22 protein-coding genes are annotated in these 25332 nt (G+C 41.6%); 12 read left to right on the forward strand and 10 right to left on the reverse strand.

From position 1 onward, the window contains the following. Positions 1–6 precede the first annotated feature (6 nt). The 6 genes from mrdA (at position 7) to IPJ09_12405 (ending at position 7257) form a co-directional block, all read left to right on the forward strand. Positions 7–1803: a penicillin-binding protein 2 gene (gene mrdA, locus IPJ09_12380; protein ID MBK7372214.1), complete on the forward strand. Its 1797-nt coding sequence runs from the start codon at positions 7–9 to the stop codon at positions 1801–1803. 15 nt (positions 1804–1818) lie between these two features. Next, on the forward strand, positions 1819–2325 hold the full coding sequence (locus IPJ09_12385; GenBank protein MBK7372215.1) for a dihydrofolate reductase: 507 nt from the start codon (positions 1819–1821) through the stop codon (positions 2323–2325). A gap of 153 nt (positions 2326–2478) precedes the next feature. Continuing rightward, positions 2479–4320, forward strand: coding sequence for an ABC-F family ATP-binding cassette domain-containing protein (locus IPJ09_12390; protein ID MBK7372216.1), 1842 nt, complete (start codon positions 2479–2481; stop codon positions 4318–4320). Positions 4321–4648: 328 nt separating this feature from the next. Further along, positions 4649–4975 (forward strand): TfoX/Sxy family protein, encoded by a 327-nt coding sequence (locus IPJ09_12395; GenBank protein MBK7372217.1) that lies wholly within the window; start codon positions 4649–4651, stop codon positions 4973–4975. Between the two features lie 697 nt (positions 4976–5672). Beyond that, entirely contained in the window at positions 5673–6302 is a 630-nt protein-coding gene (locus IPJ09_12400) for a hypothetical protein (GenBank protein MBK7372218.1), read from the forward strand. Between the two features lie 124 nt (positions 6303–6426). Continuing rightward, positions 6427–7257, forward strand: a complete 831-nt coding sequence (locus IPJ09_12405) for a sugar phosphate isomerase/epimerase (GenBank protein ID MBK7372219.1) — start codon at positions 6427–6429, stop codon at positions 7255–7257. Here IPJ09_12405 and IPJ09_12410 read toward each other — a convergent pair. Further along, positions 7254–8255, reverse strand: a complete 1002-nt coding sequence (locus IPJ09_12410; protein ID MBK7372220.1) for a LacI family DNA-binding transcriptional regulator — start codon at positions 8253–8255, stop codon at positions 7254–7256. The genes IPJ09_12405 and IPJ09_12410 overlap by 4 nt on opposite strands. 796 nt (positions 8256–9051) lie before the next feature. Between IPJ09_12410 and IPJ09_12415 the strand changes: the two genes are divergently transcribed. Next, on the forward strand, positions 9052–10593 hold the full coding sequence (locus IPJ09_12415) for a PD40 domain-containing protein (GenBank protein ID MBK7372221.1): 1542 nt from the start codon (positions 9052–9054) through the stop codon (positions 10591–10593). A gap of 89 nt (positions 10594–10682) precedes the next feature. On the opposite strand, the gene IPJ09_12420 is transcribed toward IPJ09_12415, so the two are convergent. Together IPJ09_12420 and IPJ09_12425 are read right to left on the reverse strand one after the other, a co-directional pair. Beyond that, positions 10683–11123, reverse strand: a complete 441-nt coding sequence (locus IPJ09_12420) for a pyridoxamine 5'-phosphate oxidase family protein (protein MBK7372222.1) — start codon at positions 11121–11123, stop codon at positions 10683–10685. A 55-nt stretch (positions 11124–11178) separates the two neighbouring features. Further along, a complete protein-coding gene (locus IPJ09_12425; GenBank protein MBK7372223.1) occupies positions 11179–11700 on the reverse strand; it encodes a DUF892 family protein in 522 nt (173 codons plus the stop codon). Positions 11701–11922: 222 nt separating this feature from the next. Between IPJ09_12425 and IPJ09_12430 the strand changes: the two genes are divergently transcribed. Further along, the gene (locus IPJ09_12430; protein MBK7372224.1) at positions 11923–12390 is read left to right on the forward strand and encodes a GAF domain-containing protein; all 468 of its coding nucleotides are present in this window, start codon (positions 11923–11925) and stop codon (positions 12388–12390) included. A 152-nt stretch (positions 12391–12542) separates the two neighbouring features. On the opposite strand, the gene IPJ09_12435 is transcribed toward IPJ09_12430, so the two are convergent. After that, on the reverse strand, positions 12543–13358 hold the full coding sequence (locus IPJ09_12435) for a 2,3,4,5-tetrahydropyridine-2,6-dicarboxylate N-succinyltransferase (protein ID MBK7372225.1): 816 nt from the start codon (positions 13356–13358) through the stop codon (positions 12543–12545). Between the two features lie 280 nt (positions 13359–13638). On the opposite strand from IPJ09_12435, the gene IPJ09_12440 reads away from it, so the two are divergent. Both IPJ09_12440 and IPJ09_12445 read left to right on the forward strand, forming a co-directional pair. Beyond that, positions 13639–14607, forward strand: coding sequence for an AAA family ATPase (locus IPJ09_12440; protein MBK7372226.1), 969 nt, complete (start codon positions 13639–13641; stop codon positions 14605–14607). 39 nt (positions 14608–14646) lie between these two features. Continuing rightward, positions 14647–15420: an alpha/beta fold hydrolase gene (locus tag IPJ09_12445; GenBank protein MBK7372227.1), complete on the forward strand. Its 774-nt coding sequence runs from the start codon at positions 14647–14649 to the stop codon at positions 15418–15420. Between the two features lie 34 nt (positions 15421–15454). Here IPJ09_12445 and IPJ09_12450 read toward each other — a convergent pair whose 3' ends face one another. Further along, complete coding sequence (locus IPJ09_12450; GenBank protein MBK7372228.1) at positions 15455–17413, reverse strand: glycoside hydrolase family 127 protein; 1959 nt, start codon at positions 17411–17413, stop codon at positions 15455–15457. A 112-nt stretch (positions 17414–17525) separates the two neighbouring features. Here IPJ09_12450 and IPJ09_12455 point away from each other — a divergent pair, with 112 nt between their 5' ends. Then, entirely contained in the window at positions 17526–18590 is a 1065-nt protein-coding gene (locus IPJ09_12455) for an exo-alpha-sialidase (GenBank protein MBK7372229.1), read from the forward strand. Positions 18591–18625: 35 nt separating this feature from the next. On the opposite strand, the gene IPJ09_12460 is transcribed toward IPJ09_12455, so the two are convergent. From IPJ09_12460 to IPJ09_12480, 5 genes are all read right to left on the reverse strand, one after another. Continuing rightward, positions 18626–20938 (reverse strand): glycoside hydrolase family 3 C-terminal domain-containing protein, encoded by a 2313-nt coding sequence (locus tag IPJ09_12460; GenBank protein ID MBK7372230.1) that lies wholly within the window; start codon positions 20936–20938, stop codon positions 18626–18628. Positions 20939–20940: 2 nt separating this feature from the next. After that, entirely contained in the window at positions 20941–21813 is an 873-nt protein-coding gene (locus IPJ09_12465) for a dienelactone hydrolase family protein (GenBank protein ID MBK7372231.1), read from the reverse strand. Between the two features lie 85 nt (positions 21814–21898). Next, positions 21899–23053, reverse strand: a complete 1155-nt coding sequence (locus IPJ09_12470) for a HAMP domain-containing histidine kinase (protein MBK7372232.1) — start codon at positions 23051–23053, stop codon at positions 21899–21901. A gap of 117 nt (positions 23054–23170) precedes the next feature. Beyond that, the gene (locus IPJ09_12475) at positions 23171–23584 is read right to left on the reverse strand and encodes a DUF2752 domain-containing protein (GenBank protein MBK7372233.1); all 414 of its coding nucleotides are present in this window, start codon (positions 23582–23584) and stop codon (positions 23171–23173) included. Further along, entirely contained in the window at positions 23581–24201 is a 621-nt protein-coding gene (locus IPJ09_12480) for a DNA-3-methyladenine glycosylase (protein ID MBK7372234.1), read from the reverse strand. The genes IPJ09_12475 and IPJ09_12480 overlap by 4 nt, the downstream gene beginning before the upstream one ends. A gap of 137 nt (positions 24202–24338) precedes the next feature. Between IPJ09_12480 and IPJ09_12485 the strand changes: the two genes are divergently transcribed. Beyond that, on the forward strand, positions 24339–25274 hold the full coding sequence (locus tag IPJ09_12485) for an SUMF1/EgtB/PvdO family nonheme iron enzyme (protein MBK7372235.1): 936 nt from the start codon (positions 24339–24341) through the stop codon (positions 25272–25274). Positions 25275–25332 lie beyond the last annotated feature (58 nt).

Genomic DNA, 25332 nt, shown 5'->3' on the forward strand with positions numbered 1-25332 from the left:
ATGATTATGTTCCAGACATTATATATCCAGTTTCTGGATAAGAATATTCGAAATAAGGCCAAGTTTGCAGCTTTGGAGAAAGCAGTGAGTTACCCTGCGCGTGGTGCGATCTATGATAGAAACGGCCAATTAATCGTGTACAATAATCCGGTATATGATATTGAGGCTACTTATAAGAAGATCGACCCTAAGATGGATACGTTGCGATTCTGTGAACTTTTGGGTATAGACAAAGCAACTTTTATCACTGGTTTAAATAAGGATTGGTCAAACAAACAATTTTCCAAAAGCAAACCATTTCCCTTCATCAAAGGGGTATCAGTCACTCAATTTGCCAAGTTTCAGGAGATGATGCACGAGTTTCCGGGGTTTTCGGCTAACCTAAGATATATCCGTGGATATCCGAGGCCAATCGCCGCCCACGTGATGGGTTATATCAGCGAAGTAGATCCCGGTGAAATAGAAAAATCTAATGGTGTCTACGAAAGAGGGGATTATAAAGGTACGAGTGGCATTGAAAGAGCCTATGAAAGCCAGTTAAAAGGCACCAAAGGATGGAAATATCTGTTAAAAGACAATCTCGGAGTGACGGTAGGATCCTATCAGAATGGTATCCAGGATTCGGCAGCCATCAGCGGGGATGAACTGGTAGTAAGCCTCGATGCTGATTTGCAAGCCTATGGAGAGAAACTCATGCAAAATAAACTAGGCTCTATCGTAGCTATCGAACCTTCCACCGGAGAGATATTATGCCTGGTCAGTGCTCCCACCTATGACCCTAATCTTTTGACAGTGGACCGGGACAGAGGTAAATACTTTAGTTCCTTGCTTCAAGACACGCTCAAACCCTTATTTGACAGGACAGTCCAGGCTCAGTACCCACCGGGTTCTATTTTTAAAACGGTGGTCGCGTTGGCTGGCATGCAAATGGGCGTAATCAACCCGGATGCAGGAATCTATTGCAATGGTTCCTATATGATGGGAAGAGTATATAAATGTACCCATGTACATGGTCATGTCCCTAATGTACAGGAAGCCATCAGCCACTCCTGCAATATTTATTTTTACCAAAAGATCCAGGACATAATGAATAAATATGGGTCTAATAATCCAGGCAAGGGAATCGATGAATTTGCGGAATATATGAGGCAATTTGGATTGGGCAGGACCCTGGGTATGGATTATTTTAATGAGTTGACAGGAACCATTCCTTCGGATGCCTATTATACCAGGCTGTATAAGACTTCTTCCTGGAAAGCGGCCTACGAAATCTCTATTGGGATAGGACAAGGTGTGATACAACTCACGCCAGCTCAAATGGCCAATCTTTGTGCCGCCATCGCCAACCGTGGTTCGTGGATCACCCCTCATTTTTACAAAGGAAAATATAAAGATCAAAAGTTTTATCCCCAGACCAAATTTGTAGAACCTCATCAAATAGCCATCGACAAGGCAAAATTTGAGATTGTTATCGATGGTATGTCGAGGGCTGTGATCTCCGGAACCTCCCGGGTAGCGGCGATTAAAGACATAGAAGTTTGTGGCAAGACCGGTACAGCTCAAAACCCTCATGGGTTGGATCATTCTGTATTTTGCGCTTTTGCACCGAGAGACAATCCCAAAATAGCCATTGCAGTCATCGTAGAAAATTCAGGTTTTGGCGCCACCTATGCAGCTCCAATCGCAAGTCTGCTGATGGAGAAATATATCAAAGGGCAAATCGATTCGTCCCGCCTATGGTTAGAAACCCGTACCATGGAGCAAGACCTCATTCACAAAAACGCAATAGCTGCTAAACCCTGATCTAGATTTTAATCAATGATAGTTTCTTGTATAGTAGCGGTAGATGAACAAAATGCTATTGGAGCTCAGGGGCAAATTCCCTGGTTTCTGCCTGCAGACCTCAAGTATTTCAAAAAACAAACTACACCACACCATATCATCATGGGTAGACAAACCTATGAAAGCATCGGAAAACCCTTGCCTCACAGGATCAATATGGTGATCACCCGAGATATGTATTATCTATCCACCGGCTGCCTTATAGCCCACTCCATTGAGGAAGCTTTAGAAATAGCTATAGATCATGGCGAAAGTGAAGCGTTTATCATAGGAGGTGCTCAAATCTACCAGGCCAGCCAGCATCTGTGGGACAAAATCTATCTCACGCGTGTAAAGACTATCGCTGAGCAAGCAGATGCTTTTTTTCCAGCGGTGGATTTGAATCATTGGCAATTGGTGTCTTCGGAAGCTCACCTTGCTGATCAAACCAATAAATTGGATCATACTTTTGAATTGTACGAGAGAGTTCAAAGTACAAGTTGAATTCCTCACAGTGACGATAAATGCACTTTTTTCTTGTATTTTCTTTTATGCGAAGACCACCTAATGCGCGGTAAAACAAAGCCTCACTGCCAGGAGATCCTTATCTTTGCCGTTTGCTGGTGCAGCCGGCAAATATTAACTTCTAAGTGATACATGCATTACCTTACCCTCGAACGTGCCAGCAAGTCTTTTGGCGAAAAAATATTATTTAAAGATGTAGACCTGATGATCAATAAAGGTGAAAAAATAGCCCTTATTGCCCCCAACGGCACAGGAAAAAGTTCTCTGCTCAGGATGATAGCAGGGATAGACAAACCGGAGGGCGAACTGGCTACTTTTCTTCTTTCAAAAAATGTCAAAGTGGCATTTCTGGATCAGGACCCAAATTTTGATCCCGAATCATCTGTCATCGATAGTGTGCTGGATGCCGATGTACCGGCCATCAAAGCGGTCAAAAAATATGAATTGGCCCAGCTGCATGCTACCGAAAACCCAAAGGATCTCGAAGAAGCTTTGCACGAAATGGATCTGCATAAGGCCTGGGATATTGAATCCAAAGTCAAGGAAATCCTGTTCAAACTCAACCTTCAAAACCTGGAGCAAAAAGTAAAAACGCTCTCAGGGGGACAAGTCAAAAGACTCGCGCTGGCACATGTATTGCTAGCTCAGGCGGATCTGATCATCCTCGACGAACCCAGCAATCACCTGGATATGGACATGATCGAATGGTTGGAAGAATACCTCAGCCAGGATTCGTTAACCGTGCTGATGGTGACCCACGACAGGTATTTTCTGGACAATGTATGTGACACTATCCTCGAATTGCATAATGAGACCTTGTATCGGTACAAAGGCAATTATTCTGAGTTTTTGGAGAAAAAAGAACTCATGCTCGAAAACGATCAAATCCGACATGATAAACTCAAACAACTTTATAAGCAGGAGCTCAACTGGGTACGAAGACAGCCCAAAGCCAGAACCACCAAAGCTAAAAGCCGAGTGGATAAATTTAATGTGATAGAGACTGCCCTCAATGCCCGGCGTGAAGATCAAAAATTGAAACTTGAATTTTCCTCAGCCCGGTTGGGTAGTAAAATCCTCGAACTGAATTATATCAACAAAGCATTTAATGGAGTCACTTTGATCAAAGACTTCCATTACATATTTAAAAAAGGCGAACGCATCGGCATCGTCGGACCCAATGGGGCTGGCAAATCTACATTGCTCAATATTCTTATGGGCCAGTTGCAGCCTGATCATGGTAAAATCGTACGAGGCTCGACCGTAAAGTTTGCTTATTACGAACAGGCAGGTATGCAGTTTGATGAAGATAAACGAGTGATCGATGTAATCCGCGATATCGCAGACAATTGGAAGCAACCTGACGGCTCCGTGATCGGGGTAGCACAACTACTCGAACGATTTATGTTTGACAGAAAAAAACAGCAGGTATTTGTCAGCCAGATCAGTGGGGGTGAAAAGAGAAGATTGTATTTATTGACCATCCTCATGCAGCAACCTAATTTCCTGATACTCGATGAGCCGACCAATGACCTGGACATATTTACACTACAAGTGATCGAACAATACCTGGCGGAGTACCCCGGATGCCTGATCATTGTGTCACACGACCGGTTTTTCCTGGACAAAGTGGTGGATCATCTTTTTATTTTCGAGGGAGAAGGTGTCATCCGGGATTATAATGGCAATTACACACAATATCGTCTCGAACAAGAATCTAAAAAATATGATGATCTTAAACCAAAAGAATCTGCTTCCAATAGCGGCAAACAAGATCGCGAAGCCCAAAAAAATATAAGTCGAATCGAAAAACAAATCGAGCAACTCACTAAAAAGAAGAAGGAAATCCAGGCAAGATTTGAAAATCCTGATATTAAGACAGACGACCTCATCAAGTGGTCCGCTGAGATAAAAGAAGTCGAGAGCCAGCTAGAGTTGAAAGAGGATGAATGGTTGTCGTTGAGTGAAGGGTAGTTGGTAGCCCGGTGTCAACTAACTTAAGATTCAATTGGTCACATATTATATCTATACTCTTAAAAAAAACAAACCTAACGATTAGGCATTTTGGCTGAGTAAGGAGGCACCATGTGAAAAGGATTTATAATCAATACGGGTAAAAATGGTATGGATTAAAAGTAGGTGCGCGACTTTGAAATATTGATAAGAAACATGCGGTAATTTTGAATTGGTAGATCTGCAATAATTGCTTCTTATTGGGTCGTTGCAGTTCTTTCATTACTGATATCAGATTAACTTTATTATCGAAAAAAATTCCTTATACATTTCTTTAAATAAAAAAATTATGGCTTCTGACCAAAAATTCGTAGACTTTGTAACAGATCAAATAGAAAAAGCCGGTGTCATCACTGCTGTGAAAATGTTTGGAGAATATGCTATCTATTCCGATGAAAAAATATTCGGACTGATCTGCGATAATAAATTATTCATCAAGCCGACTGTGGCAGGCAGGGCCTTTATAGGCAAAGTAATAGAGGCACCAGCCTACCCTGGGGCCAAACCTAGCTTTTTGATTGAAGATGCATTAGAAGACAGAACCTGGTTGAGCGAGCTGGTCAGGGTCACTGTGAAAGAATTGCCAATGCCAAAACCTAAGAAAAAGAAGAAATAGATTTGGTGATATCATTAAAATTGATTGGATAAAAAACCTTGTACCTTTGTAAGAGAACTCAATGGTATTTGAACTTTGTAAGCAGGTAATAAGGCTTTAGATCTTATTCTATTAATTTATCTCCAGTTATTACATTCCATTTTAACTTCGACTTGTGTTAAAGTCCATGCCTTGCACAATTCACCTTTAGTGGTTCAATGACCAGCTATCCTGGCTAATCAAATAGCCAAAAAATAAATAATAATTCCAGCCCTTTTAACTTAAAAAATAATTCTTACTCAATTGTTCTATCCCCGCCTTTTTATAAATAAACTGCAGGTTCTGGACAATGAGGTGTTAACAATATTTCATTACATAATAAGCCAATATCACTGGCGTTAATTGGATATGTTTCGATTATACTAATAAGTTCTTTTAAAAAAAATAACATTGGTATTTACATTATAGTATTATTCAAACTATCCACTTATTTCCTTTATGCGATTATTATTTAGAGCAAGGTACCTGCTCCATTTTTTTATTATTACTCTGTAAAAAACTATTTGCTCTGGAAGCATAAAGTAAATTCTGGTATCGCATAGTAAAATTGTAACCAGGAGTATACATCCACTTTTGTATGTTAAAAATGAGCATTCCAAACATGGTAGGGCTTTGCCATCGCTAAATATTTAATTAACAAAATAAAATATAACTATCCATGAACAAAATTCAAAATTCATTTTATGTCATAGGCTTATGCCTTATTCTGAATGCATGTGTGCATGAAAGTATAGAAGCAGTGAGCACCGGGCCATACAATTTTAATCCAATGAAAACCACAGTGAGCTGGACTGCTTATAAATACACTTCCAAATTGGGAGTCAGTGGAGATCTGCCTGATATCATCTTCAAACCAAGTATAAAAAGTGTGGAAGATCAAAAAGATATAAAAAATATTTTAACTGATTTTCAATTTGAATCCGAACCCAATTTGATCAAGGGCGAAGCTACCTCGTTGCGAAATCAAAATATACAAACCTATTTTTTTAATAAACTGAGCTCTAAAAAAATATCCGCAAAGGTACTTTCTATCAAAAGTACAAATACAGAAGGCGGGCTACTAAGTTTAGAATTAATTTTTAATGGAGTGAAAAAAATATATGATGCTAATTATTCCATCATAGATAATACAATAGAACTCAGGTGCCATCTTGAACTGGCTGACTTTGATGCCATGAATGCGCTGAACGCACTTCATGATCAGGTAGGCGATCTTCATCAGGGCCCGGACGGAATACCTATGACCTGGCCTGATGTGGATATCCTGGTAGTTTCTGAATTGGATTGATCCAGCCCTTTACAGATGGGACATCATTACGGAAATTTGCTGTCTCCTGCCTACATAAGAAATTTACAATTCAAGAAATGTTTTACAAAATGGTTATTATTGTCCATCAAATAAAATAAAAATCATGAAAAAGATACTCTTTAGCCTGGTGGTGATGATATCCTCCTACTTTTTAACCCAAGCCCAGGACAATATCGGCGTACAATTATATAGCTTCCGTAACCAATTCAAGACTGATGTCCCTGGTACTTTGGCTGCTATCGAAAAAATGGGATTTAAATATATAGAAGGAGGAGACAGCTATGGCATGCCAATCAAAGACATCAAGCTGCTCCTCGACAAAAGCAAATTTAAAGTGGTCAGCATACAAGCTGATTACAATGAGCTGGAGAAAGACCCGGCACAATTTATAGAAAAAGCCAATGCTTACGGCGCGACTTATGTCATGTGCGCCTGGATACCCCACCCAGAAGCTCCTCTGACCATCGAGCTTGCCAAAGCTGCGGTCAGGGTATTTAACGATGCCGGCAAAGTATTGGCAGCAAAAGGCATAAAATTAGTCTATCATGCCCATGGATATGAATTTGCGCCGTATGAAGGAGGCACCATCTATGATTATATGATGAAAAACATGGACCCCCGATATGCCAATTTTGAAATGGATATATTCTGGATGAAACATCCGGGGCAGGATCCGGTGGCATTGTTTAGCAAATATCCGGGCAGGTATCCTTTGGTACACCTCAAGGATAGATTGCCCGGGACTCCCGGCAATATGTTGGGCAGAGCTGATGTAGAGACCAATGTCGTACTGGGCACGGGTGATCTGGGTATCAAAGAAATATACCGCGCAGGCAAAAAAGCAGGTGTGAAGTATTTCTTTATCGAAGACGAATCATCCAGATCTATGGATCAAGTGCCTCAAAGCCTGGCTTATTTAAAAGACCTGCATTAGTGATGGTGAGCTGATTTTTTCATGGACGATTCACGGACAACGAGCTCAGTCTCTAATTTTATGGTGGCGTAGTCCTTCTCCGTCCATTTTAGCCGATGATGATCTATGATGAGCCGGGCGGCATGCTTGCCGATTTCAAATCCCGGATTGATCAACGTAGATAGATTGGGTTCAATAATAGTGGTGATGGGATCATTGTTAAATCCAAGCACGGCTAATTGCTCCGGCACCTTGATACCTACTTTTTTGCAATATTGTACTATTGCGACGGCCATATTATCGTTTGTACACCAGATGGCATCCGGAGGTTCTGACAAGGACAATAATTGACGGGCAGCCATCACACCTTCTTCGTTGCTCTTGGTTTCACATTCATAGATATACCGCTTATCTACTTTTATCCCATGATCCTTAAGTGCTTTACTATAACCTTCTATCCGTTCTCTATAGTTTTCGCGATGCCTTTGACCTGACAAATGCGCGATTCTTTTACAACCCTGATCAATCAAATGTTGAGTCGCCATATAGGCTGCTTTAAAATTATCTATCAGTACCCGGTGGCTTTTGATAGCGTCAGGTGGGACTCTATCTGCGAAAACCACAGGTATATGATTTTTAAAAAAAGGTTTAAAATGATTGTAATCCAGGGTCTCCATAGCCAGGGACACAATCAAACCACTGACCCTGCTGTTGAGTAAGGCCTGAGCATTGTGCACTTCATCCAGATATCGGTCATGTGACTGCAGGATGATGACATTCATGCCTTTATTAGAAGCCTCTTCTTCGACTCCACTGATGATCTGTGCATGAAAATTGCGATTGATCCAGGTAGTGATGACCCCTATATTATTGCTCGTGGCCTGGCGAAGACTGGCAGCAAGATCATTGGGCACATAGTTGCGCTTTTTAGCCAGTTTTGTAATAGCTTTGATTTTATCAGCACTGATACTTTTATGGCCTTTCAGTGCCCGGGATATCGTCGAAGGGGATACGCCCATCTCAGTGGCCAGATCATAAATAGTAACGTGGGTCTTTTTTCTCAAGGTTGTTTTTCGGTTTGGAAATACAAATTTAAATTTAATAGCACAGCCATCTACATTTAATGCAGCTAAAATAGACTTTCAGTTAAAATTTTTCAATCTTTAATATCATCCTGTTCCTTCGTAATAAAACTTATTGGAACGATATATTTACAGGATTTTGTATGGAAATGTATGTTTGTGGCCGGCTCGCCGCCAATTAGGTGTTTAACTTCTTTCGGAAAAATTTTTTCAAAAAATAAACGCAATCGATTGCGCATTAACATTTAATATAATATTTTTACGCTCATATCCTAAAATTCCCTGAATGATTGGATTGTTTTACTCAATCTAATGACCTGAATTTTTAAACAGTTGAAAACATAACCTGTATGAAACACCAATCTATCGTAATATGTAACTTTCAGATGATTCGCTTAGTCACCTCCGCATATTGGGCATCTATGCAATGTCCAGAATCAGGCACTAGAAAAGTATATCATCAGGGTTTGAATACAGACTACCAATCCTGCAATCTGGGTATATATCAATGCGACATCATCTAAACATACGGCCCCAACTACTTCAGTACAACCCGGACAGATATTAAGAATGTCAATGAAGAAATCATATTGAAACAATTGCCGGGTGACAACTAGGATATCATACATTTTTTATATCATTAGGGCTATTCTGAATCGATGGCGTAAAACCCAAAAAACAGGATAGCCTGATTTTTTTAAATTACAAATCAAATCAATTAATTGTTTTTATTATGAATAGAAAAGTTTTTATTTGTTTAGCTTTCTTGTTTTCTATGATGGAAGTTACCACAGGACAATCTATGATCGGAGTATTTGACACTGCAGTGGATGTAGGCAATCCTAAATTGAAAGGAAGCTCTTCTTATGATGCTGCCAAACAAGAATATACACTAAAAGGTGCCGGTTACAATATCTGGTTTAACCGGGATGAATTTCATTATCTGGCCACCCGGATACAAGGTGATTTTATAGTAACTGCTGATTTTGAATTCCCAAAGGCAGGCGTGGAGGGTCATCGCAAATTTGGCTGGATGGTCAGACAGACGCTCCAGGAGGATGCAGCCCACCTGACTGCGACCATGCATGGCGATGGACTCACTGTCACGCAATGGCGCGTCATGCGTGGTGCATTTATGCGTGACCCACAAGATGAACTATTTTTCCCTAAAAAGAAAGTACGCACCATTCAACTAGAGCGCAGAGGAAAAGTATATACCATGCGCGTAGCAAATGCCGGCGAACCACTACAATCCTCTGGTTCTGTCACCATGGATAATATCGGGGATAATCCATACATAGGACTTTTCGTAGGCTCACACAATCCTGATGTAATAGAAGAAGTCCGTATTTGGAATGTCCGGGTAGATCGAGTCATGCCTATCAATTTTAATTTTAATGGAGCTGATTCGATCGGCAGTAGATTGGAGGTCATGGATGTATTTTCAGGCAAGCGCCAGGTGGTTTATGAAAGCCAGGTTCGATTTGAAGCCCCTAACTGGATGCCTGATGGAAACAAACTACTGTATAATAGCAAGGGGGGAATCTACACTGTTCCCATCAATGGCAATGCAATGCCTACAAAACTTAATACTGATTTTGTACAACGCAATAACAATGATCATGTCATCTCATTTGACGGCAAAATGTTAGGAGTAAGCTCTTCCCGGCAGGGTATGTTTGGCGGTGGATCTACTATCTATGTATTACCCCTGGCAGGTGGAACTCCAAAATTAGTGACGGAGAAAACCCCATCGTATCTTCATGGTTGGGCTGCAAATAACAAAGAAGTATATTATGTTGGTCGGCGAGATACTGCTCGCAACTCCCCGTACCATGTGTACAAAGCCAATATCGACAACGGCATAGAGACACAACTCACTAATTTCAAATTTGGCCATGTTGATGGTCCCGAAGGCTCACCTGACGGCCAGTGGGTGTATTATAATGGCAACCAAACGGGCACCATGCAACTCTATAGAATGAAGCCTGATGGTTCCGGTATTGAGCAATTAACTTTCGATCAATACAACAATTGGTTTCCACATATATCACCTGATAATAAATGGATAGCTTATATCTCCTTTACAGATGATATCGATCCTACCCAACATCCGGGCAATAAGTCAGTTACTTTAAAACTTATGCCGGTCAGTGGAGGTGCTCCAAGAGCTATTGCTTATTTATATGGTGGCCAGGGCACGATCAATACTCCTTCATGGTCACCAGACAGCAAAAAAATCGCTTTTGTAAGTTATTCGGGCCGACCAAAATAATAATACAATATTGAACATATAAAAAGTCAGCAAATACCCAAATTTGCTGACTTTTTTTTGAGGCAAATTCCTATCGATGCATCAAGTTTTTACTCAGGACTCTCAAACCTTCCGGTCTTCTTATTCAATTTTATTTTAAATATTACTGCAGGCGTATTGTTTTGAGCCAGATTCGCATGCACTGGCAATGCTGTTTTGCTTGTGAGTAAGGGTTTAAACTTATTAATCAGCTTGTACATGGCTGTGCTCCGCTCGGTCTCATTTATTATTTCTTCATATTCGCCCCAGGCGATTACACTTTGCCAGTCCACCATGCTGTGCATATGATCTACTTCAAAACAAACCGATGGATTCTTACGCATCATTTCTAACTTCGTGCCTTCTGCAGAATGAGCATAGATACAATCTTCATCATAGACATAGGTCACAGGCACCACATAAGTAATCAAATCGGCATGACAACCGATGCGTCCGATCAATTCCTTTTGCAATACATCTTCGATCTGGTGTGGAGTCAACAATCCTAACATTTTTTTTGCATAATTTTTACTTTACTTCAAAGTCACTTTATTGCCTTAGCTAACATCAGGATAATAATATAGGAGCCTGAGCTCTGATATTGATTTCACTTTTTGCAAGATGGGATAAATGCTCATCTATTTGCTTTTCATTTGCTTCGGCATGATGAAATACAGTACCGGGTTTTTCAAGGCCCAATGCCCTGGCAAATGCTGCGGCCGTACCATAAGCACTCATTTTATAGTGATTGATGGATTGAACACTGGCCAATAAGCATGCGTCGTTGACTTCAGGATCTGCACACTGATCCATTTTTTCTTCAGTCTCTTCGATAAAAGCCTGCATGATTTTATTCGACAAAGAAAGAGAAAGTATCTCCTCCGATTTTAGCAGCGTTTCAAATTGTTGTACATTTTGTTTTAAATAATCAAGATAAACTTGAAGGGAGGTTTTTAATGTCAATGAATTGGCTTTTTCAATCCATGAAGACAAGTGCTTCTTTAATACGATCTCAGCATAAATGAAACGACGAATGTCGAAATCAAATAAATCATGCAAGGTCGCGATGGAACGATAATCACTTTTCATAATAATTAATTTTTGTGATTATCAAAGTTAGGTGGATACAGCAGGTAAAATCATGATACCCATCAGCCTGGTCAATAATATATGTCGGAGACAAAACCTGGGCACCGCGATGAAAACCTTATACGATTGCACAATAAGTCCTATCGCTCCAGAAGCTTGGGGAACGATGAATAATTTAATAGAATCAGTATCTTCAATCTAAATAATTAACGACCAAGTTAAATGGCGGAATCTATACAAATAATCCAGGGAGACAAGACATCACAATATAACTCTATTTATCCTCAGATCGTCGCCCTCCTGCAAGGGGAAGCGGATCTCATCGCCAATATGGCCAATATCTCTGCTGCATTAAAAGAACAGTTTGGCTGGTTATGGGTTGGGTTTTACCTGGTTAAGGAAGGCCAATTGGTGCTCGGACCCTTCCAGGGGCCTATCGCGTGCACGCGAATCCAATACAATAAAGGAGTCTGTGGAACTGCCTGGGCCACCACAGAAACGATCATCGTGCCAGATGTGGAGTTATTTCCCGGGCATATCGCTTGTAGCAGCTTGTCCCGGTCGGAGATCGTCGTACCATTAATCAAAGAAGGTGAGGTAATGGCAGTATTGGATGCGGACAGTGAATCCCTGGAAATGTTTGACGAGGTGGATGCCTTTTGGCTTCAAAAGATAGTGGAACTATTATAAAAAAATTGATGCACATAAATAATATATGTTAGTGCTTGTTAAACAGCTTCTTCCAAAACTATAATCGTAATAGTGATAACCATTTGGTAAGTCCGTTTGTACATCGATCTAATAACTAACCATATAGAGATAGATTCAATAAGTCCTCTACTTTACACCGCTACATTATAATCTCTCAAGGTATCATTGAGGGACACCTTTTTGTCAGTACTCTCCTTGCGGGTCCCGATAATCAGGGCACAGGGTACCTGATAAGTCCCAGATGGAAACTCTTTGTTATAAGAGCCGGGTATGACGACTGAGCGAGGGGGTACTTCACCACGGTAGGTGATGGCCTTAGGTCCTGAAACATCGATGATATGAGTAGACTGTGTGAGTACGACATTAGCGCCTAATACTGCTTCGGCACCTACTTTCACTCCTTCGACGACGATGCATCGGGATCCTATGAAAGCATGGTCTTCTATAATAACCGGAGCTGCCTGGGGAGGCTCCAACACACCACCGATCCCAACCCCACCACTGAGATGTACATTTTTGCCAATCTGCGCACAACTGCCCACGGTGGCCCAGGTATCGACCATGGTACCACTGCCAACGTAAGCGCCGATATTGACATAGCTGGGCATCAATATGACACCTGGCTCGAGATAGGAGCCGTAACGAGCTATAGCCTGAGGTACCACCCTAACCTGTTGGGCTGCAAAATTTTTCTTCAAAGGAATTTTGTCATGATATTCAAATGCACCTGATTCGATGGTTTCCATTTTGCTGATCCTGAAGTACAATAAAATGGCTTTTTTTATCCATTCATTGACTATCCATCCCTGGTCGGTAGGTTCTGCGACCCTGATTTTACCTTGATCGAGCAATGTCATCGATTCATGTATCGCATCGATGATCTCAAGTGAGGCTATCATTGATGGATCATCCCAGGCCTGATTGATTTTTAAATATAAAGAATCCATTAAAACAATTAAAATTGATAAAAAGACAAATGTAGAATTACAAATGAGTATGATCGCTATTTTCAAACATTTTAATTTCTAATTGTGCTATTTCGTTAGACTGATGTAATATTAGGATTTTTTAGACAGGGGTATATGCCATTTGCCTCCGAACAAGGATTAAAAAGATACTCCGCTCATAATCAGATGGCCCGGGTAATAACATTTCTTTAATATTTCAAATCCTATCAATCGTAAGCGCCAAGGTTAATTATGTTATTTTTGTAACCAATTAATCAATATGCAGCGAGAAAACATGACAGATGTACAGGCAGTAGATGCTCTGGGCCAGGGATTTAAAGCATTGAGCCATGAAGTAGGCAAGGTGATCATTGGGCAGGATGAAGTCGTCAAGGCGGTGATCATATCTCTTTTTTCTAACGGGCATAGTTTGTTGGTAGGGGTGCCTGGTTTGGCCAAAACTTTGCTGGTATCGACGATAGCACAAGTGCTCGATCTGGAGTTTAACAGGATCCAGTTTACCCCTGACCTGATGCCTAGTGATATCACGGGATCTGAGATTCTGGACGAAGAAAGAAGGTTTAGATTCAACCGCGGGCCTGTATTTGCCAATATAGTCCTAGCAGACGAAATCAACCGAACTCCGCCTAAAACGCAGGCAGCCCTGCTTGAAGCCATGCAGGAACGATCTGTGACAGTAAGTGGACAGCGACATTTGTTGCCAAAGCCATTTTTTGTATTGGCTACCCAAAACCCCATTGAGCAAGAAGGTACGTATCCACTGCCCGAAGCCCAGCTGGACCGATTTATGTTTAATATATTACTGGATTATCCTAGCTTTAAAGATGAGCTCCAGGTGGTCAGAAACACTACCTCTACTCACAAACCAGAGCTTAGATTGGTGATGAATGGTGATGATATCAGTTTTTACCAGGATGTCATCAGGAAAATACCTATTGCAGATAATGTCCTCGAGTATGCAGTCAATCTGGCAAGCAAAACCAGGCCAAATACTGATCGTGCCATTGCTCAGGTCAAACAATATATATCATGGGGTGCAGGCCCCAGAGCTTCTCAGTTTTTGGTACTAGGGGCCAAAGCACATGGTGCTATTAATGGCAAATACTCTCCGGATATCGAAGATGTTCAGGCCGTCGCCAAGCTGGTACTCAGACATCGTATCGTGCGAAATTATAAGGCGGAAGCTGAAGGTGTGTCAGAAGACAAAATCATCGAAGCTTTGTTATAGAGAGCTCACACCGGAGCCCTGGTCTGGTAAGGAAAAGATATGAACCTTTATTCTAAGATTTATGGTGAAGGCCGAGCTACCCTGGTCATCCTGCATGGGCTATTTGGCTCTTCGGATAATTGGCAGACTTTCGCAAAATCAATAGCTGATCGGTATCAGGTGATTACGATAGATCTGCGCAATCACGGTCTTTCTCCTCATGATCCGGAGTTTGATTTTGAATGTATGGCAGGAGATCTACAAGAGACTTTTGATACTTTGAATCTATCGAAAATAAACCTGATGGGGCATTCGCTGGGTGGGAAAGTAGCCGGTTATTTCGCTTTAAATCATCCTTCTTATCTGCGTTCACTGATAGTCATAGATATAGCTCCAAAATCCTACCCTCCACACCATGAACTTTATTTCAATGCGATGTTAGGTTTGAATCTGGAGGAGGTGACCACCAGGACGCAAGCCGACCATTGGTTGAGTAAGCAGATCACAGATGCCGGCATCAGGCAGTTTTTGCTAAAAAATCTTATGCGAGATGATGCCGGGACATTCAAATGGAGATTTAACCTCCAGGCACTATATCGACATTATGACAATATCAATATTCCGCTTTCAAGCGATCACCCATTTTCTAAACCTGCCTTATTTATAAAAGGAGAAAATTCCAATTATATCCTTCCAGATGATGCAGTTCTGATCAAAGAATTGTTTACGCATGCTGAGGTCAAACAGATTGATGGTGCAGGACATTGGGTCCATGCAGATCAACCGGTTAGATTAAAAGAAATGGTCCTGGAGTTTTTAGATAATTCCAATTAAAAGGAAATCGATTCACAAGCGTTAATAGACTTATCTATTTTTTCTTTATCCATACAGCCATCGGGCTGGTTTCGCGATGTCCCCACACCACATAGGGGATAAGTGTTGCCGTAGTGTTACTGCCTTTATCATCAAATGCTTTTCCCTTTAAGATAGTCACTCCATTTAAAAGATCAGGCTTATACTCCGCTTTCCAGTTGGTATTATTATTCAATGCCAAACCATGATGGCCATTGTCCATTTCTTCCGCACAGTATAATATGGGGCCTCTTTCTATAGCAATCGCACCAGTGTTGGCTTTGATATTAGGATGACTGGAGACTGACTTACTTTCCATAGGAAACTGTACACTAATTTTATCACCTTTCTTCCAGTTGCTGTGAAGGACCGCATATCCATGTTCGACAGAAAAGTTGATTTTTTTACCATTGATGGCAATATTTGTTTTGGTCTTTGAAGTTGCATTAAATCGATACAGGTCACTTGGCACCACTTCATTTTGAGCCCAGCCGGGTATCCTGATGTATATATTCGTCGTGGCATCGATCGTGCCATCTATCAAAAGCTCTACCGCTCCGCTCCAGGGATAATCGGTCTTTTGTTGGATTTCGACAGCGTGGCTATTTACATTCAACGAAGCCTTGGAAGCCATGAATAGATTGACATAGATATTATTGTCTTTCACTGCATAGGCATACCCGGAAACCGAAGGGACAAACCGGGACAAATTGGAGGGACAACAAGAACAGTCAAACCATGGGCTGCGACATACCGCTCCCTGGTTAAATTTTTCACTGCCATCGAATACGAGTGGGTTAGGATAAAAAAACTTTTCTCCTTCGAGTGCGATGCCTGACATCAATCCATTGTACAGTGTACGCTCCATCACATCAATATATTTTGAATCACCATGTAATAAAAACATGCGATGATTCCAATAGACATATGCGATAGCTGCACAGGTCTCTGCATAAGCATCGTTAGGCAGTTCGTATGCTCTGTCAAATCCTTCTATACCATGGGCAGCCCCCAGGCCTCCGGTGATATACATTTTTTTACTGATGATATCGTTCCATATTTTGTCGACTGCTTTCAGATAGGCCTGGTCACCGGTGATCGCCGCAATATCTGTCATAGCAGCATACATGTATCCTGCTCTTACAGAATGACCTACTGCTTCTGACTGCTCGGTCACGGGTATATGATTCTGAGAGTAAGAAGCATTTTGAAGACCCTTTTCATCGAGATTAGGTTGATGTCCGCGGCGCTCCAAAAAGAGCTTAGCCAGGTCAAGGTATTTTTTGTCATTGGTGACTCTGTACAGTTTGATCAATCCTAATTCGATTTCCTGGTGTCCGGGGTAAAACCCCATTTTTTCTATTACACACTTTTGATAGATAAGGTCTGCATTCTTTATGGCGATCTTCAAAAAATTATCCTGGCCGGTCGCCCTGTAATGTGCCACTGCTGCCTCGTACATATGCCCTACATTGTATAATTCGTGGCTGCTATGGGTACCCAAAAACTGACCCTTGGGATCATAAGTGCAGCAGGAAAATTTATTATAATCATTGGCCTTCAAGGTCCATGCCGTATACAGGTAGCCATCTGATTCCTGGGCGGCAGCTATATAAGAGATCACTTTATCAAGGTAGGCACGCAATGCCGGATTGGGTTCGTTCATCAATGCGTAAGCTGCGCCTTCCATTATTTTATATACATCTGAATCATCAAACCCAAAGCGTCCCTGGAACTTTCCATCTTTAATCTTACCTGCATATATAAAATTATTAATGCGGCCAGTCTCTTCACATTTGGCGAATGCATAAGGAATAGTCCGGTGCGATACGGTATCCAGTCTGCTTTTCCAAAAGCCACCTGTAATATGGACTTTGGTAAAATCAACCGGCGTAATCGGATAATCTTCTACCAGGGATTGAGCATGATTCAATAAGGGTATAAGGACTAAAAATATTAAAATAAAATTTTTCATATGTGATTCTATATTAAGTAAAATTACTATTTATATGACGGAAGACTAAGGAGGCCATTGTCCAGGAGGCCTCCTACCATCGAAAATAATATTTTCACTGTATATTCAAAGCATGAAATTAAGTCATAGGCCGGGAATAAGATTGGGTTGTTTGATAGTTTGTTGTTTTTTAATCGTAGCACTCAAGTCGCAGATCATCAGCTCTCAGTACATTTTTACCGAGGCTCCATTTTTATCCTGCCATGCATCGACCCTGGTCGAATCCTCCGATGGTGATTTTATGGCTGCATGGTTTGGTGGCACCCGGGAAGGCGATCCTGATGTAGCCATTTGGTGGTCAATAAAACACGGTTCGGAATGGTCTGCTCCTCAGGTGTTGGCAAAGGAAAACAATACACCTTGTTATAATCCAGTGCTGTTTTATACAAATGATGGTAAGTTGTGGTTTTATTACAAATACGGCACGCATCCTTCGATATGGTCGGCTGCCCGGAGATCTAGCCTTGACGATGGAACTACCTGGTCAGAGACCGAATATCTGCCGGCTGGTTGGTACGGTCCGATCAGAACCAAGCCCCTGGTCCTTAAAAATGGAATAGTAGTCAGTGGCACTTCGGTGGAAAGTTATAGAAACTGGGCGGTTTGGATAGAACGCAGCAAAGATCATGGTGTGACCTTCAAAAAGATAGGTCCGATCACTGTACCCAGACCAAAAGCACGTGAGTCAGAAGGACATGACAGCGGAGCCAATGATTGGGAGCACACTTATGGTATCATACAACCATCTATCGTCACCCTGGGTAAAAAACATCTGAGATTATACGCCAGATCAACCAGCCAGATCGGTCATATTGTGATCTCAGATTCTTATGACCAGGGCCTAACCTGGTCACCCGGCAAAATCTTAAATCTTCCTAATCCAAATTCCGGCATTGATGCTATGACCCTCCGGGATGGCAGAATAGCACTGGTCTATAACCATACTACAGAAGGAAGATCACCATTAAATGTAGCGATTAGTGACAATGGGACCGATTTTAAGATGATCTATACTTTGGAAGATGATGCAGGGATGGAATTTTCATATCCCTACATGATTGAGGATAAGGACGGATTGTTGCACATCACCTATACCTGGAAAAGACAACGGATCAAAGAGGTGGTGATTAAGCTCTGATTAAATCTTCATGTAATTATTCTACTCCCTGGGGTTCAGTGCTTAGCGTATTTGATTGTCCTGGCATCGTTGATGATCCCTTTCCAATCGAGACCAAATCCAAAATCATAAACATGCCCTTCAGAGTCTATGTGACATTTTAAGTCTCCGGGAGAGTCTTCACTTTGAGATTCCACTACTTGCATATCGGCAGGCATCTGCACAGGCAATAAACCACTTGGTTGTGATTTTCCAATCAGAATATCCAATAATGCCTGATCCTGAACTCTAAACCCAACTAAAATAGCATCAGCTTGCTTTTCAAATTCGGAGAACACCATTGGATTGTCCATAGCTACGCAGACAATGACCGGCTTGCCATTCATCTTATGATATGTATCTATCACCATAGCCAGGTCTGTGATATTACTGCTCGTCACTGATTTGTTTTTGTAAGATCTATTGGTGAAAGTCTCTAAAGGATCTCCTCCTGCAATGCTGATCTCTCTGGCGGTAGCAGCAGTATAGGGACTGTATTGTAAACTGATTGGCAAATACCCATTACCTCCATGCTCGGCATCTGTCTTGTCATATCCGATTCCTGTTTTTGGATTTTCTATAAATACCACCGCATAATCTGCTGCCTGAGGCTGATCTGTGACTTTAAAATACTTTTTCAAAATATTCATATTGACAGGATAGTCTAGTTTTTCAGGAGTTTCCATACCAAGGAAATTTCTGCTTTTGGGGGTAAATTTTTTCGGAACATAAACTGTTTTACCTGGGGTCAAAGGCAGGACATTTGACTTGTTTTTCAGCATGACGATTGACTTCAATTGTGCATTGTATCCCTCTTTCATGAAGGAAGACTTGCCGACCGTATTTTTTGTGTCATTGAAATCCAGGTAAGGATTTTCAAATAATCCAACTCTGAATATATTTTTCAGTAAGCGAACTGCTGAGACTTCCATGCGAGCTCTCATATTCGTTTCACCGACTTCTTTGACACCTATCTCATAAGCATCCAGGATAGGTTGTACCTGGTTATTCCCTCCAAATTGATCTACTCCTGCCATTAATAATTTATAATGACGCTGTGCCTCAGAGAGCGTCTCCATACCCCAGGGTTTGCCATCGATAAAAGAGTCCATTACATTGTGATCATGAGTCACAGACCAATCGGTACACGCTACTCCATCAAATTTGTATTTCTTTCGTAGAAGTTCTGTGATCAGATGTTTATTGTAACTGTTACCTATATTCTCTTTGTTTTGTTGGTCCTGGTTCCAGGAGATAGTATAATAAGGCATTACCGCCGATGCCATTCGGGTTTTACCTTGCAATTTGAATGCACCTTTGACGAAAGGAATCAAATGGGATTTAAAATTTCCTGATGGGTAGACCGCATATTTACCTATTGCGTAGTGTGCATCACGGCCCCCTTCGCCGGAGCCACCTCCCGGCCAATGTTTTACCATAGCATTGACACTTCCATACCCCCAGCCATTTTTGATTTCTCGCTCAGCACCAGATGTTTGAAAACCGTCGCAATAAGCTTGTGCCATGGAGGCTGACAAAAAAGGATTCTCCCCAAAAGTGCCATTGACTCGAGCCCACCTGGGATCAGTCGCTATATCGATCTGAGGCGAAAGCGCTGTGGTGATACCCAAAGCACGATATTCGATGGCTGCGACCTGTCCAAATCTTTTCACCATTTCAGGGTCAAAAGTTGCAGCCATTCCAAGAGATCCGGGCCACATAGAGATCTCACCGCCAGATGCAGCGTCATATTCAGCGCTGGCTACAGGAGCATGTCGAGGATCTGAGCTATTATTGGCTGGGATGCCCATCCCTATGCCTTCACAGAAAGCTTGTACATTATTATTCCACTTAGCTGCCACCTCTGGTGAGGCAACCGTAGTAATCAAGACATGCCTTAAATTATCATTTTCTAAAAATTGCCTTTGTTGGTCTGTGAGTGCTTCAGGGTTGGCACCACTTTGTGGAAAGGGCATTCCATTATAAGTACCTGACATAAATCCACCCGGCCTGGCAGGTATAGCCTGATGGGCGCTATACAACATGAGGCCTGCTATTTGTGGTATAGACAGTTTGGAAGCCAGATCTTTTGCTCTTTTTTCTACCGGCTTTCGCCAATCTTCATAAATATCCAGGACACCATTGCGGTTGAGATCTTTAAACTTTAATCCGTGTACAGTTAGTATCTTGATACCTGAAGTTGGGGTATATGCGAGGAGGGATCCCTGGTCGTTTTGGAGTTTGATTACCTCAATTGACTGACTGGTCTGTGCATTCAGGGCCATAGCCGCCATAGCCAAGGCAATCGCCCGGATTGTCTTTATCATCATGATTATTTAAATTTCTTCTTCAAATATTGCAATGACATGGCATAGGCTTCTTTGCCCAAAGCTTCATCATATTTTGGGTTGCTAGGATTGGCAAAACCATGGACTCCGTTAAAAATTTTGTATTCAAGAGATTTATCAGCAAGTTTCATATTTGAAGCAAACTCTTCGATGACTTCTTTTGATATGCGGGTCTCTGTGGCAAATAAACCCAGGACATCTCCGCTCAGCATTTTTAATTTTTCTACATCTTTTACAGGCATGCCATAATACATCACGGTACCTATGGTGTGCTGACGACCCAACAACCCTGATCTTAATGACCAACCGCCGCCGAAGCACCACCCGACATTGGCTATTTTGGCTTTGGCCCCTGCGAAACCTACAGCCCCATTGATGATGGATTCCAGTCTCGTCTCATTAGCCTCAGATACCAATTTGCCGGCTTCCTGGGGAGTGACTGCGATTTTACCATCATAGAGATCAATGGCCAGCACATTTACATTTTCTCCCAAGTCTGCATAATAGGTATCTGATTGTTTTTTGATAAAGTCATTCAAACCCCACCACTCCTGGTAGACGAAGAGCCATTGGTCACTTTTCTTTTTGGCTTTAACCAGATAGCCTGTACCATCGACCCCATCAGCAGTTTTAAATGAGACCGCTTGACCCAAACTTTGATAGTCAATCGCCATCGGGCTGGGATGCAAAGCCTGAAAGGCAGGATCCAAAGCAAACTGCTTCATGCCGTCTATTTCAGGTTGTGTATGACATAGCGTTACTTCATGCATTGGTACTGTTCGTGCGTTATCAAAAGAATACAGATAGGAGAAAAGGCCAATGACAGCGATGTGGAGGGATATCAAAAGTTTTACCATAGAATATAATTATTAGAGTTAAAATAAGTTTTTCATTTATTATAAAGATGAAGTTAAGCTAAGCACAGAAAACTTTTTTCAAATTTTATACCGGCAATTTCACACTAAAGGTAGTCCCTGTGCCAATCACTGATTTTTTTACATATATTTTACCTTTATGATAATTTTCAATGATGCGTTTGGCCAGGGACAAGCCAAGACCCCAGCCTCTTTTTTTGGTAGTATAACCCGGCTCGAATACCTGTTTAAACTGGCTGGTGGACATGCCCTTACCTGTATCGGACAGATCAATGCTGATATATTCTTCGTCCCGATAGATCTCTGCTTTGATGGTGCCGGTACCATCCATGGCATCCAGTGAATTTCGCATCAGGTTTTCCATTACCCAATCAAATAAAGGAGCATTAATATTGGCAAAAACTACATTTTCATTGGGATCCGGAAAGTCGAAGCGCACTTTTTTGGAAGCACGCTTTTCCATATAAGATCGACATTGGTCTAGTTGTTGATTGAGATTGGTTTTTTCAAGATTGGGCTTGGAGCCTATTTTGGAAAACCGCTCGGCTATGAGTTCCAGTCGGGTGACATCACTTCTGAGTTCATCCAGGAGTTCCATTTTTTCAGGATCATCATAGGATAATAGTTTGAGGTTTTCGACCCAGGCTACGATGGCGCCAATGGGAGTGCCTAGTTGATGTGCTGTTTCCTTTGCCATGCCTACCCATACCCTGTTTTGTTGTTCTCGTTGGCTGGCCCCAAAGCCGATAGCCCCCAGGGTAAGGAATCCAAGCAATAACATTAATTGGATGAGTGGAAAGAACTTGAGCCATCGCAATACTCTGGAATTTTCAAAATAAACATTGTTGAGCTCAGACTTGATAGGCTGTATGCCCTGATTTTTCAACTTAATCAATCGTTTGTTGAGAAATACTTTGTCTGTATCCTTGATCGACCCGTAGTTGCGTCCCAGGGCCACATTGTCATTTTCGTCGGTGGCGATGATGGGTGTTTGGTTAGCTTCAATAGCCTGGAGTTCAAAATTGACATCTTTATTAAAATCATTGCCTGCCTTGGCTACTGCGACCTGTGCCTTTACAAACAACTCTACACTGGTCCGTTCTATGTCTTTTAGCTTATTGGCCAGGTAGTTGACATAAAACATGGACAATATCATTACGAGTGCTCCCGCAGCTGATAGATATATTTTCCACCTGGATTCTTTTGTATTAAAATTTAACATGTTACTGCGCTCACCCTAATTAAACCACAAAGATGATTGGTCGTAGAGGATTAAAAAAATAATATTTTATTCATCCAATAGATAGACAAACTTACGACCATTTTGAATCCTTTATTTTCATCTATACTTCCAGCTATTATACATCCAAAAAATAATCAATCCGACGGCCAGGACCAGGCTGAACTTTTTTATTTTTAAAGCTTTGCTTATTTGGGTGTAGATAAAGTCATACCATCTAGTCTTAAACAACAGGTCTATCATGAGGATAAAAGGAATCACCAGCGCCAATATGACCATGCCTGTAGAAAGCAGATTAAACTCTAGGGCATCAACGAAATGACCATGAAAAAATGCTTGTATCGCATGGCTTCCTCCACAGCCGGCACAAGCTATACCAAAGGAAGACTTAAAGTAACATCCATCCGAAGGAAGTCCCATAGGTTCATTATTTATGACCATACAATACAATAGAATACCTATGCAACAAATTAATATGATCAGTTTTATCCTGGTAGGTCCTGTTGAAATCATGATCTTTTGGCGCTTACAAATTTATTGTTTTGAACATAATATCTCCAGGGCCAGGATGCCGCCTCACCGGCACGCTCTACTCCTATACGAGGGCCAGATACTATCTTAAGGTATGGTAAGAGCATATTTCTGTCTTCAATATAAAAGCACGCATCTTTATCAATCAAGCTGGATCCTGACTGCTTACTGTTGAATCCCATCGCCATGGATAATGCCCCCGGTCCACGGGTTACTTTATAATCCAATCGGTTCATATGCCTCCTTTCTAACATCGTATCTATGCCTTCCAGTGGCTCCAGAGCCCGGATCAGCACTGCATGAGCAGCATCCATCGGACCGGTCACCACATTAAAAAGATGATGAATACCATAACATAAATAGATATAAGCCACTCCACCGGCAGCATACATGATTTCCGTCCTTGGCGTACGGCGATAGTCATACGCATGACAAGCCCGATCGTCCGGGCCACGATAAGCTTCAGTCTCCACGATGATGCCTGAAGTAAGGACACCATCTATCCGGGAAACCAACACTTTTCCGATAAGTTCCTCGCATATCAGTACCACATCAGTTCGCTGATAAAACTTGTTATTTAGCCTTGGATACTTTTTCAAGCTTAAGATTTGATTCAAAACGATACTAGCCTTTCATAAAGCAAGAGGCTACCATGAAATTTTGTCCAATATCATGGAATAAAAGTAACAAATGAAACTAAGCCAATATCTTTGCGTATTTAATTTTATATCTATCCATGACTAAATCGTATTTATTGGCAATTTGTTTGGTGGTGGCAGGCTTCAATCTGCAGGCACAATCTGATGAATTAACACAAACCATTCCCGGCACTCCATTTTCTTTTAAGATGAAACCTATCCCTGGTGGAACACTTACGCTGGGGCCTTCAAAAATCATGGTCAGCCTCGACTCTTTTTATATAGGCATCTACGAAGTGACTTTTGATGAATTTAATTGTTTTAAGGAGCGTGAGCAGGACAAAGATGAAAGCACCAATCCGGCTATTACGTATAAAGCTGATGCCGTCACCCGTCCAACCCCTCAATATGTCAATCTTACCTTCGGTATGGGTGATCGGGGCGGATATCCAATGGTCAGCATGACGCAGCAAGCTGCACTCAAATATTGTCGCTGGCTGTACTCTAAAACCGGTCGATTTTATAGATTGCCTACCGAAGCAGAGTGGGAATATGCCTGTCGCGCAGGCACTAGCACGAAATACTTTTTTGGTGACGATGATACTGCCATCGGTGATTATGCCTGGTACTATGAAAATTCCGATGATAAGTACCACAAAATAGGCGAAAAAAAGCCTAACCCCTGGGGATTGTACGATATGCTGGGCAATGTCGCCGAATGGACAGCCGATGATTATAGGACAGATTATTATAAATTGTTAGCTGATCAAACCTCCAATCCGTGGATGATACCTTCAAAAAAACATAGCCGCACAGTCAAAGGTGGATCCTATGTAGATGATGATACCGATCAATTATTGCCTTCCTACCGACTCAAGTCAGAGCCCAGGTGGCAGGTGAGAGATCCACAGATCCCTAAAAGCAAGTGGTGGAACACCGACTCACCTTATGTGGGATTCAGATTGGCGAGCCCGATGAAACCCCTGAGCAAAGAAGAAGTAGAGGAGTATTTTAAAAAAGCTATTGTGGATTAGACTCTTTGTTTTGGAATGCAGTGTGCGAGTTTTTTACTTAAATTTGTAGTACATCTAT

It is taken from the genome of Saprospiraceae bacterium, assembly GCA_016709995.1.
Taxonomy (GTDB): domain Bacteria; phylum Bacteroidota; class Bacteroidia; order Chitinophagales; family Saprospiraceae; genus JADJLQ01.